Annotated in this window: 7 protein-coding genes; 2 read left to right on the forward strand and 5 right to left on the reverse strand. The window is 24.2% G+C overall.

Annotated features, from left to right (window positions below; translation table 4 throughout):
• Positions 1–94: 94 nt before the first annotated feature.
• Together SCORR_RS02900 and SCORR_RS02905 are read right to left on the reverse strand one after the other, a co-directional pair.
• Positions 95–3,061 (reverse strand): glycoside hydrolase family 18 protein, encoded by a 2,967-nt coding sequence (locus tag SCORR_RS02900; protein WP_094048954.1) that lies wholly within the window; start codon positions 3,059–3,061, stop codon positions 95–97.
• 326 nt (positions 3,062–3,387) lie between these two features.
• Positions 3,388–3,828, reverse strand: a complete 441-nt coding sequence (locus SCORR_RS02905; RefSeq protein WP_094048956.1) for a GNAT family N-acetyltransferase — start codon at positions 3,826–3,828, stop codon at positions 3,388–3,390.
• 386 nt (positions 3,829–4,214) lie between these two features.
• Here SCORR_RS02905 and SCORR_RS02910 point away from each other — a divergent pair, with 386 nt between their 5' ends.
• Positions 4,215–5,699: a J domain-containing protein gene (locus SCORR_RS02910; protein ID WP_094048958.1), complete on the forward strand. Its 1,485-nt coding sequence runs from the start codon at positions 4,215–4,217 to the stop codon at positions 5,697–5,699.
• 646 nt (positions 5,700–6,345) lie between these two features.
• Positions 6,346–7,866, forward strand: coding sequence for a hypothetical protein (locus SCORR_RS02915; RefSeq protein WP_094048960.1), 1,521 nt, complete (start codon positions 6,346–6,348; stop codon positions 7,864–7,866).
• 42 nt (positions 7,867–7,908) lie between these two features.
• Here SCORR_RS02915 and SCORR_RS02920 read toward each other — a convergent pair whose 3' ends face one another.
• The 3 genes from SCORR_RS02920 to SCORR_RS02930 all read right to left on the reverse strand — a co-directional run bounded on the left by SCORR_RS02920 (position 7,909) and on the right by SCORR_RS02930 (position 13,478).
• Positions 7,909–9,474: a glycoside hydrolase family 32 protein gene (locus SCORR_RS02920; protein ID WP_094048962.1), complete on the reverse strand. Its 1,566-nt coding sequence runs from the start codon at positions 9,472–9,474 to the stop codon at positions 7,909–7,911.
• A 330-nt stretch (positions 9,475–9,804) separates the two neighbouring features.
• Positions 9,805–12,564 (reverse strand): cation-translocating P-type ATPase, encoded by a 2,760-nt coding sequence (locus tag SCORR_RS02925; RefSeq protein WP_094048964.1) that lies wholly within the window; start codon positions 12,562–12,564, stop codon positions 9,805–9,807.
• A 281-nt stretch (positions 12,565–12,845) separates the two neighbouring features.
• Positions 12,846–13,478 (reverse strand): bifunctional 4-hydroxy-2-oxoglutarate aldolase/2-dehydro-3-deoxy-phosphogluconate aldolase, encoded by a 633-nt coding sequence (locus SCORR_RS02930; protein WP_094048966.1) that lies wholly within the window; start codon positions 13,476–13,478, stop codon positions 12,846–12,848.
• Between the last annotated feature and the right edge of the window lie 38 nt (positions 13,479–13,516).

Genomic DNA, 13,516 nt, shown 5'->3' on the forward strand with positions numbered 1-13,516 from the left:
TTTTCTGCAAAAAAACTATTAATTTAAAATAAAAAAAAACATATATAATTTATCTTTAAATAATATATGTTTTAAAGTTCAAATAATTAAAATTTTATAATTTATTTGGGTTTTTTACACCATCATCTCATTTACCGTTAAATGCTTTTGCAAAGTCATATTCATTTAAGTAACCAAGACCATGGTTTATTAATGATTTAGGTCTAGCAATATTATTAATTTTACCTCTATCATCATTCATTGATCACATTGCTATATATGATAAGTTAACAGCGTGTGCTCAATTGTATAATTCTTTTGCATCTTCTAATGTAAATACACCAGCAACTGTATCATTAACCCCTATCATTGGAGTTGCTCCAATTAATCTATGAATTTCTCCGTTTGTTGGGTTTGAAATTCCATAATTATTCATAATTGATTTTGCAATGTTTTCTTTAGTACTTTCAATAGCTTGTTGTGCTAAATCAAAATTTGTTAATCCTTTGCTAATTGCTTCTAAATAAATTGGGTCACCATAATCCATTAACATTAAGTTAATTACTGGCATATCTTTATATGATAAACCTGCTTCCTTATAAGCTTTAACAAATTTATCCATTACTTTATAACCAACACTAGTTAAACCACTTGGTAAAACTGGAAGAGTAATTGAGAAGTTTCAACTACTATCATCTTTTTTCATGTTTGCAAGAGTCATTGCTAATACATCATTTGAATCATCATCATTTTGTGCTCCACCTTCAATATCAAAGTCAATATTTTTAGGCATACTTAAAGTTTTATTACTTTCTGAAGCAGCATAGTCAGTTAAATCTTGGTTATATCCTTTTAATGCAGTTGCTAAACTAGAAGCGGCAGCATTTTTATCACCATTTGCTAATTTTAGTGCTAAATTTCATGGGTTTTTTTCAATATATCCACCAGTTGTAGCACCACCATAAGCTACTTTAATATTTTCAAAACTATTAGAATCAATTAATGGTTTTAACGCTTTGCCATAAAGAATAGATTTTCTTCATCATTCAAATCCATCACCTTTATTTTCTATACCAGCAATTGATAAATCTAAACTATCGTTATGTGCATTAACCTGTTGTACAAATGCTAATGTTAAATGATTCAATCCACTACTATCGGTAACTGATTTTATATCATTACCTTCATATAAACCAGCATCTAAATATGGCGAGAAATATGTTGAACTATCAACGTTATTTATTTCAGAAATGCTACTTTCTCTATTTGGATTTGCATCTTTTCATTTTACATATAAATTTTGTGATGATACTGTAGGAGTAGTTGGGTTTACAACATTTCCGTCATTTGTTGAACCACCATTTGATCACTGATTATCATTACCACCAATAACTCCATCTCATTGTGCAGCTCCTTGTTCTTTTTGGACTTCGTCAAGACTATTGTTGTTTCTTATGTCTTTATCATAATCCATAAATCCATCAAGGTCTTTGATATTATCTCCTTTTACTTCTTGTTTAGCTTTAGTTAGACTTCCATTTAATGCTTTTGCGAAAGTAAATTTTTCATAACCTGAACCAGATCTAATATTTTGGTCTAATGCATTTTTATCAGCATAATTATTGGCATTGTCTCCAGTTAATTCTAATTTTGATGGATAATCTCTTGTTAGATAAAACATTGAAACTTGTCCAATTTTCTTTTCATTAGCAAATTTTTTTAATTCAATTGCGTCATTTGCATCAAAATTATAGTAAGCTTTTTCTGCTCTAACTCCAATTCAAGGAGTAATAACCATTCTTGCGTAAGAATCTGATACTTCATATTTATTAACACCGTTTACATTGCTATTTAAAATTAATCTTTGTTCAGCAACTGCTTCAATTGCTTTTTTCATCACAGGAAGTTCTCAATCTTCTTTACCATTAGCATTATTATAGTCTGATACTGTTAAATAAGGTAACACAACATTTAATCTAAAGTTCATTCCTAAAAATTTTGTAAACATATATAATGGAAACTCTTCATCAGAAAGTAAACTTATATCACCATTTCAACCTTCTTTAACACCATTACCTGAAATTCCATCTTTTGTTGAAACAACCAATGAAAGTCTAATGTCAAATTCATTGTCACTTTCTAATAATATTTTTAATGCCCCTGCTAATAATCTTTGTGAATCTGCATAACTCCCTTTATTTGATAAATATGGAGATGCAAAATAAAAATCAAATTTTTTAGTTCCATAGTTTTTAGAGATTTCAGCTAATTTATCTGCAAGTTGTTCTTCATTATATCCATTTTTATAAGCTTCATGTCATAATGAATTTGCAAAAGGCCCAAATGAAATTGTAACTTTAGAAGCATCTAATTTATTTTCCCCATCACTTGGATTTGTTCATTTATCTCAACGTGCTTTAAATCAATCTGCTGATTTATTATCTGTTTTATTTGGTGCAGCATCTCACATTGGAACAAGTTCATTTTCATCACTTGCATTTTGCATAAACCCTAATGTAATTCCATCATTACCATCTTTTTTAAATAATGAACTATCATTTCATAATTTACCTAAATTATTATACTCATTATTTGCTGCTTTTGAAGAACCAAGATTAGCTTTATCTCTATAAGCTGAACCTAATCCTTTATTTTTTAATAAATATTCTTTACTATCTTCAACTATACCTATGTCTGTATATGGATTGAAACCTGTTCCTGTTCCTAATTTATCCTTTAATAAATCTTTTAAAGCAAGTGTTGATCTTGTATCATCACTTGAACTTGCAAAACTTAAATTATTTACTGATGCACTTCTACCTAAACTTGCACCTTTACTTAAACTACTATAATCTGTTTTTAATACACTAGCCCAATTCATTTCCCTAGTTTTCATTAGATTTTCACTTGTTTGAAAATCTGTACCACCTTCAGCGTTAGGGTTTTTAAAATCGATCGGATCATTCTGATTAGGATCAGAAAAACCGCTTGATTTATTAAACAATGGTGAACATGATGTTACCATTGTTGCTAATGGCGATACAACTAATACACCACTTAAAATTCCTAATAACTTTTTCATAAGTTTATTTTTCCTCCTATATTTGAAATATAACAAATTTAATAATTCAATGCAAACTATAGTGTTGAAAATAAGTAAAAAAACTTATAAAAACCTAGTGTTTAAGGGGCAAAAATAAAAAAAATAAAAAAAGTAAAAAAAAATTATTTTAATTATTGACTTAATTAATTTTTTTTGAGTGATTATGATTAAATTATTACTAAATTATAAATTTACTATACTATTCTAATTATATAAACTTTATTTTAATAATTATAAAGTAAAAAATTACCTTAAATTAATATAATAATTATCAAATATGTACTCTAACTGTTAAAAAGGGCTTTCTATAGGCACATTTTCATATCTATGTGTCTAATCCCATCTTCCATATATTCTTCACCAAATTCTTCAAAACCAAATTTTTTATAAAAATCTAGGGCATGGGTTTGTGCCTGAATATATACTTCACTGGCATATAGTTCTTTTTTTGAATATTCTTTTAAGAATTCTACAAGTTTTGAACCTACTTTTTTATTTCTAAATTTCTTGAGAACAGCAATTCTTCCTCAAAACCATCTATTACCTTTATTAAATACTCTTGCACAACAAACTGTTTCATTTAATAAATAACCTACTACATGATAAGCTTTATCATCATAATCATCTATTTCTACTGATATATCAACATTTTGTTCATCAACAAAAACTTCTTTTCTTATTATTAATGCATCAAAAAATACTTTATTGTCTACGTTAAAAACCGTTTTAAAATTAATACCTTCCATTTTGTGTTCTCCATATTTTTATTATAACTAATTTTCTTAAATCTTCAACACGACCAAGTAACATGAGCGATATAATTGATTAATAAATAAAACTAAATATTAGTTCAACAATTACACATTTATATACATCATTTGAAATATTACCAACTAAATCATATACTACAAAAGCAATATTTTGATATATTAGCAATTGATATTTTTTAATATTATTAACATTAATCAACAAACAGTAGAATTAACATTTATTACGTCTTTTTGTTGCTATTTGTTAGATTTATAAACTTTTTTATTAAATTAACATTGTATATTTTTTATTTCGCCCTTTTTGTTATAATTATTATATAAGATTTTTGACTTATTTAGCATTTAATGATAAGAGGTAAGATATGAATAAAATCAGGATATTGAAGAATATTATTTTGATTATACTTTTAAGCGTTGGATTGTCTGCTTGTCATTATCTTGAATATTTCCAACAAAGTAAAGAAAATTATCTTGAAGGAATTCTTAATTTGTATAATTATGATCTTATAAATAATACAAAAACATTAAATTATAATGGGAGATTATTCTGAATTATATTAATAATATTTGTAATAGGAGTATGATTCATTATTTATTCATTTTGAATGTTGGTTAATGGATTAATAAAAGATAAACAAATATTTAAAATAAATGTAGTTTATAGTTTTCTAGCATTTTTAACTGGTATATCAATATTATCTTTTGATTATTTAATTTTAAATGTTTTTAAGGAAATATTTTCGGAATTTTCAGAGAAAATTATAATAATTAATTATGATTCAACCTATATTATTATTAATTTTAAATATTTTTATATTACAATTTACTTCATTTGAATTATATTAGCTTTTATTAGGATGTTTAGTAATTCTTCACAAATAAAAATATTTAGATACTTATCATTTAGATATAAAATTGATGATAATGAAATGATTAATAATAAAATAGTAAAAAAAGATATAAAAAATAATAGTTCAAGAGTAAATAAGTCTACTAATAATTTAAGGTATGAAAAAGTATCTGCTAACTTTAATAGAGTATATTGAGAACCTGAATTTAAAGGTGATATTATTCTTGAAGCATTTGAACTTGAAGAATTAATCCAAAAATATAAAGAAACTTCTAGTTTCAAAAGTTTAATAGTATATAGTTATGAAAAAAAAATTAATATTTTTATTGCTGATGAAAACTTTAGTATTAGTCTATACCCCTCTTATGTAAATAATATTGAAAAGTCATATTTTGTAATTTCTTTATTATCAGAATACTCAAAAAAATTATTTATAACATCATTTTATAAATTCATTTATCATGTTGCCGCTTCACTTGAAAACAGTTTAAATATAGTATATTTACGAATATCAACACAAATATTAAAATTCAAAGAACTTGATAAAAAAATTCTTAATTTATTTTCAAAACATTTAATTGAGTTTATACAAAAATTATTTAACTCATTAAGACAGTTTGAAATATCAAATTATGAAAACTACTCAGAATGTTACAAGTTTATCGAAATTGGAAGAGAATTTTATAAAAACTTAACTTGAGAAATTTCTAAAGTATTTGAAAATACATATAACGAAATTATAAAATTACAAGATGAAATGTATACAGGTGAATATTGTGAAGATTTAATAATTCATAAAAATGATAAGGTTAAAACAGCATTAGACTTTTTTGGATTAGAATATAATTCAACCTATAATGAATTTAAGGCAAGATATAGAGAGTATGTAAAAATGTATCACCCTGATGCAAACCATTCATATACAGATGAATTTGTTAGAAAAACAACACTAATAAATATTAACAAAGAAATATTAGAAGATTATTATACTAAATAAATTATTTAATAATAAAAAAAATAAGTAATAGCTTTTACGATATTTTATTAAGTCTTTTAAAGTTTCAGATAAGATAACTTCATTAAGACTTAATACATCATCATTAAAAAATGTATCTATTTTAAAAATAGATACATTTTTTAATTATATATAATTTTGTTAAATTGAATAAATAAAATAATGTTTTAAATGTATATTAAAAAAACGCATTAATCCAAATTTACTAATATATTCTATATAAAAAAACAATTGTAAGAATATAACCCTTTCTTGTAGTAAGTTAATAACTCATATTCTATTGATTTAAAAAATACTCTTCTTATTTGTTTAATGATCGTTTAAACTTGTTTTTTTTATTTAAACTACCCTCTTAAGATAAACGATCATTCCTAAGTGTAATTAGAGTTAATTGATTTAAACAAAAAACTGTAAATTTACTATGTTTTTTTTGCTTTTTGCCATTTTATTTGAGTTATAATTTATAACTCTTTATAGATATATTATTAAAATATAGAAAATATAGTTTATATTTTAATAATATAAAAGTGCTTATAATTATACCATACATTAATACATAAATATATTAATATTGAAATTTAAACATAAAAGTGTTATAATAGTTTTGTAATTTAGGGAGGAAAAGAAAATGGCCAAATATAAATTGGCAAGGTCTATTTTACTATTAATTGTGTTAACTCTTACAAGTGTATCAATCATATTTATTCAAGTATACAATCTTAATATTAATAAATTTGATTATTATGTAAAAGAGTTATTAAACTATGACGATAATAACGGAGGCACTGTTATTAACCAGAATTCAAAATTATTTATTTTACTTATATGTATTTTGGTGTGCTCACTATTTTATTTATTAACTTCTGTAACATACTTGTTTGATTTTTTACCAAAAAAACACTTAGTAAAAACAAGCCACAAATTTGTTAATATTATCTATATATTTTATTTCTTTATTTCTGGATGTTTAATCTTATATTTTATATTCGAATTATATAATTTATACATTAAATCATTTTATTATGTAAAGATAGATGATAGTAATCAAGAACTTGTATATTATAATTCAAAAGATGTTTTTAATACTTCGCTTAAGCTATTTCTTATATTTTTTGTATTATATTTAACAACATTAGTAGTGCTAATACTTAATTTATTTTCATTAGATACTCAAGTTAAATTTTTTATACATATTTGTTTAATAACATTAACAAAAAGATTATTCGAAAGAAAGCTTAATGATAATAATAGGTTTGATAAAAAATATGATTATTATGTAACTCAATCATTTAAATACTATAGACATTCAAGACTATTTAAAATTGGGAAGTGAAACAAAGAATTTAGAGAAGATATAGTACTACAGAATAAAGAATTAGAAGACATAATAAAAAATTATGAATACAATAAATTTTGTAAGTACTTACACAAGAACATTGAAAGTAACAATTATAATACTTATTTAGGTGATGAAAGATTTGAATTAACACTATTTCCTTTTTATGTTAAAAATATTGAATCATCATTCTACTATATAAATTTATCAAATTATAATAGATTACTTTTTAAGGCAGCTTATTATAAGTTTGCAAATAATGCATCAATAACTTTAGATTTAAATCTAAGATTGATTAGTAACATTACAAAGATAAATATATTAACTTATAATAATTTTCACAAACAGATACTAAATGCATCTTCAACCATTTTAAGTGATTTTCTTTGTTTTCTATACAATGAATTAAGAAAGTTCGAATCAAATAATTATCAAGATTTTTACAGTATTTCAAAAATAATAGATTATGGTGAAGAATGATATTATGAATTAATTGATAAAGTTATTAATAAGTTAGAAAAAAACTATAATGATTTTCAAAATAAACACAATAAAAAAACAGGATCTAAAAATAGTTCTAAAAATAGTTCTGAAAATAATTCATTAGATAGTGCATTTAAATATTTTGGATTAAATACAAATTGTTCATATGATCAATTTAAAAGAAAATATAGAACCTATGTAAAACTATATCATCCTGATGCAAAAGTATTTTATGGTGGTGAAAGGTTTATTGATAAAGATATTGAAACTATAAATATTAATAAAAAAATTATAGAACATTATTTTAAATCAAAAGAAAATATTAGATAAAATAAAATCCATTTTTTTAATAAATGGATTTTATTTTATCTTTTATAAAGTATAAACATCATATTTTATTTTCAATTCATCTCCAGCTTCAAAGTTTATTAATTCAATATCATTTTCATCTAAAAATTTAAGCATAGTGTAAACAGATCCATCAGGAAACTTCATTTCAATAACAGTTTTATCAACTAATATCTCAATTTTATTTCTATATGGATTTTTTAAATTTACATTATACTCTCTAACTTTAGAAAATGGCTCATTATTCTTTAAAGGAGCAAATGATGAATCTCTTTTTACAGATATTTTATTATTTAAGAAATCTAACTTGACATTTGCATTATATAAATTAGCTTTAAAATTAAGAATAATCTCTTTATCATAATCAGTTAGATTTTCTAAATCAATTACCATTCTATAACTTCCACCTAATTCTGTAAAACTATTATTTTGATTTAAATAAACTGTCTTACTTAAATTAATGTTTTCAAATCCCATAAACTCAGAATTTATTATATAATTCGGATTAGATTTAGTACCTATATTTTGTAACTCTAATTCTCTAGCAACAGACATCGATCCAATTCTACCATCATCTGGTAAATTATAAATATAATTCCAACTTCCTAATCAACCTGTTGAAATTAATTTATCTATATTTAAAATTGACTGTTGGTTTGCCATAAATTTTGCAGCGTAATAATCAGGACCAAAATCATATCTTTTAGTGTTTTGATTTTCATCTGGTATAAATACAAAGTTTTTGTCAATATCCCCTACAACATAATACGTACCAGTATATAAATTATCGGCACTATCACCTCATCCACCATTACCACCATAAAATAAGACATATTTTTTTTCATTTGAGTTTTTTACATTCATTTGATATAAATTAGGACACTCTAACATTGGGTGTTTCGCATAGTATTTACCAGTTTTAAAATATTCCCCTGTTGGCTCATCTGCAACCCACACACCAAAATTATCATTTTCCGCTAAATACATTATATATTTTCCATCCATTTCAAAAAAGAATGGATCTCTAAAATCACCAGGATTATCATGCTCTTGTTTTCTATCAATAATTGGAGTATTTTTTATTGGTAAAAAATTGTATCCCCCATCAATAGAATAATAACCCATTATATTTTGCTCGTTTCTTGCAAATGATGAAACCATAGCAATAATTGTACCAGCTCCATAATTAAAGAAATTATTTTTATCTTCAAAAATTGACCCTGATGAAATATCGTTATAATAAGTTAAATCTTTATCCGCTGCAATACCAACATAATTTCAATTAATTCAATCCTTAGTTGTTACGTGATAAATTGTTGAACCTCATTTCCCATGATTATAACCATTATCATCAAATATAGCTTGATTGTTATATAAATAATATACATGTCAATATCCATCACGATAAAAACTTCCTAAGATATCATTCATTAGACCACGCTCTTGCATTTGGGCATGAAACTTATTATCAAATCTTTTTGAAAATGTTTTATCATAAACATTATATGAAGATACTGTTGCAAGTAAATATGCACCTATTGAAAAAATAATTAATAAAAAACTTGTAATAATTCATCGAAATTTATTCATATAGTGTCCTTCTATTTCATTAATACTAATAAGTAAATCACTTAAATTATTATATAGATTTATTTTTTTTAGTCATAATAATTTTGGTATTAAAACAAAATAAACCAGTTTATTATAACTAGTTTATATATAATTTATTATTATTCAGGAAAAAGTAAGTTAAGTAGACCAATGTTAATTTTGTTATACACTAATAACATTATTTAATAGTATGTGTATGTGTTTTATATATAAATTTAATTAAAAAATAACAACCAAGTATTATGATATATTAAACAAAAAAACATATATTTAAAATATATGTTTTTATATTCATTTTATTAAGAATAATTATTGACTTTTTATTGCACTCTTATTTTTTGAATAATAGCTTATAGTTTTTTTTAATAGGTTATATCCAAAATAAATAAATGGTAACTGAACAAATGAAAACAAGAAAAATAACAATCATAAATAATATGGCATGTTTTCAGTTCTAAATTCAAAGAATGCATTAAGTTTTTCTATTGGTAATAATGTTATCACAGTTGTTATTATTGCTAAAAACATAAAACTTATTAAATAATAATTAAGTTTAAATTTATCTTTTTTGGCAGTTTTGATTCTTAAACTAATTGGTAAAAATGTATCATTATATAATAAAGCATAAAATATTGGACCAAATATGATTGCAATATAAACACCAGTTTTTGCAAAATCAGCTCTATATGGATTTGTCGTATCTAAAATTAAAAAAGTTAATTGATAATTTAAAAATGCAAATATTGAATTAAATAATGTTGTTAAGGTTATTTGAAGTATTATACCTTTTAAAACGGACTCTTTTTTATTTAGTGGGGGTTTATTGTTCATTACCCCTTTTCTTTCCTTACCCATTCCAATTGGTATTGCAATAATTGTTTCAACAATAAAAATATGAAATAATATGTTAACTGAACTTAGGGCCAAATCTTTTTCAATCGCTAAAATTAATAAAATAGTAATTATTTGACTAATATTAGCTGCAATTAAAAATGAGATTGAGTACTTAATTTTTTCATATACATTTCTTCCTGAGTTAACACCTGAAATAATACTTTTAAAATTATCATCTGATAATATAACATCACTAACCTCCTTAGCAACACCACTACCATTTATACCCATAGCAATACCAACATCAGCTTTAACTAAACTAGGTGAATCATTAACTCCATCGCCAGTCATAGCTACAATGTTTTTTTCTGATTGTAAACAGTCAACAATCAACGCCTTATGTTCTGGATTAACTCTAGCAAATACATTGGTAGTTTTTAATTTTATTTTTAAATCTTCATCAGATAATTCCTCTATTTCTTGACCAGTTATCACATCATTGTGTTCATCATCAACAATTCCTAATCTAGAAGCAATTACATGTGCAGTTATTTTATGATCACCAGTTATCATAATTACTCTGATACCAGCATTACGAGCTATTTCAACAGCTTCCTTAACTTCAGGTCTAGGGGGATCTATTATCCCTAATGCACCTAAAAAAATTAAATCTTTTTCATACCTTTCTTTTGGCATTGTTTTTTCTTTGTATGCAAGACCCAAAAGTCTTAGCCCTTGACTAGCAAAATTTTCAATCGTATTAATAATAACTTTCTTATCTTCCTCTGTTAACTTTGTTTTCACGCCATCAATTAATTTATAAGAACAGTTTTTTAACACGTAATCGAGTGCTCCTTTTGAATAAACAAACTTTTTATCATCAATCAAATTTAATGTAGTCATCATTTTTCTTTTGGAATCAAAAGGAATTTCATCAATTCTTTTATAATCTTTTCTAAGTTTTTTGTAATTACATTTTGCTTTTATAGCTAATTCAATTGAAGCTAATTCGGTTGGACTACCAAGTTTTTTCTTACTAATAACCGCATCACTACATAGAGCAATACAATTAAAGAACTCTTTATTATTTTCTAAATCAACTTCATTTACTAAAGTTTCTTTAAAGTTGTAAAAAACTTTATCTACTGACATTTTATTTTGGGTTAGTGTACCAGTTTTATCAGTACAAATAACATTAATGTTTCCTAATGTTTCAATAGATTTTGGATTTTTTATTAACACATTTTTTCTAGCCATTTTTTTAGTAGCAACCATTAAACATATTTTAACTATAATAGTTAATGACTCTGGAATGACAGAAATTGCAGCTGATACAGCAATAAGCATTAATCTATTTCAAGATCTGACACCTTCATCTAGATTATCTTTGAATAATCAAGATAATCCAAATAAGATAAGACCTAAGATTAATGAAATTATACCAATAATGGTTGTTAATCTAATAACTTTTGCCTCAAGCGGTGTCTTTTCTTTATTTGATGTAGTAATATTTGTTGCTATTTTCCCAATTTGAGAATCTTTACCAGTTCCAAACACTACTCCTAATAATTTACCTTCCATAACCAAAGTTGACATAAATGCTATATTTTTTTGATCACCTAATACTAGATTATTAGAAGTTATAGCTTCATCATCTTTTAAAACTGGTTCATTTTCTCCTGTTAAAGCTGATTCATCTATAAGTGCTAATTGGTTTTCAATTATTCTAATATCAGCAGGCACAAAATCTCCTGCTTTTACATAAATAATGTCTCCTGGCACCAATTGTTCAATTGGAATTTCTTTTTTTACAGAATCTCTTAATACTAGTATTACTTTTTTCTCCTTAGAGTCTAAAGAAGATACATAATTTTGAGATTTAACTTCTTGTACTGTAGCAATTATAGAATTTATTATAACTATAAATGCAATTATTATTAAACCAACAATGTCTGGGGCTGTTAGTTTACCCACTACTAATGATATTATTAGTGATAAAACTCCTGCTACAATCATTATTAAACTCAATGGATCTAAAAATGTTTTAAAAAATATTAATAAGATACTTGGTTTTTTAGATGATGGCAATATATTTTCACCAAAAATTTCACGTTTTTTTAATACTTGATCTTTACTTAAACCTTTTTCAGGATTAACTTCTAACCTTTCAAATAGCGCATCATTTGATAATTGATACCATTCGAGGTCCTCATCAATGATAACCTTTTCTTCCATGTTACATTCTCCTCAAATAGAATATTACTCCTTATAATAATAATTGCAAATAATAATTATAAGTTTTATTTCATAAAAACCCTATTTTATTGGGTTCAAGACTAATTTTAAATTAATTAGTTTTTTACTAAATTATAAAGATTAATATAATCAAAACTACTAAATAAATAAAATTTATTATATGATGAATATAAAAAAATAAGCTAATTTAGAAAAATATAATAATTCTTGTATTTTACCCTATTTTTTATATAAATATTAGTTAAATATAATATATCATTTTATATATTATTAACCTTATTAACATATTTTCTTGCTATATTTACTATTTCTTCATAATCCAAACTTTCAGAAGCACCACCAAGATCAGCTGTTACACCACAACCAATACAACCAGCCTTAATAAATTTATCTACATTTTCATAGTCTATTCCACCAGTTGCTAATAATTCAAAATTAGGATGTGGATTATGAATTAATTGAATATAATTCATAGGCATTGAAGTAGCTGGAAAAAATTTGATTAGTTTTGCCCCATTTATATGTAAATTATACATTTCTGTTGGAGTTAATGCTCCAGCTACAAATAAGATATCATTATCATTTGATCATTTTAAAATTTCGATATTTGAAACTGGAGAAACCAAATATTGCGCCTTATTTTCTACCGCTTTTTTTGCTTCTTCTAAAGTTAACACTGTTCCAGCACCTATAAATAAGTCAGGGAAATCTTCGCGACAAGTTTTAATCAATTTATATGCATCAGGTATTGTAAGTGTTAACTCTATAAATTTTATCCCAGCTTCATGTGATGCTTTCACAATCCTATAAGCATTATTATAAGAATCAGTTCTCACGATTGTAGAAATACGATATTTTTTAAATTCTTCAATATGTTTTTTTATATTTGACATTAATTATATTTCCTTTCAATTATAATTTTATAGAGGTA

The organism is Spiroplasma corruscae, assembly GCF_002237575.1.
GTDB lineage: Bacteria > Bacillota_I > Bacilli_A > Mycoplasmatales > Mycoplasmataceae > Spiroplasma_A > Spiroplasma_A corruscae.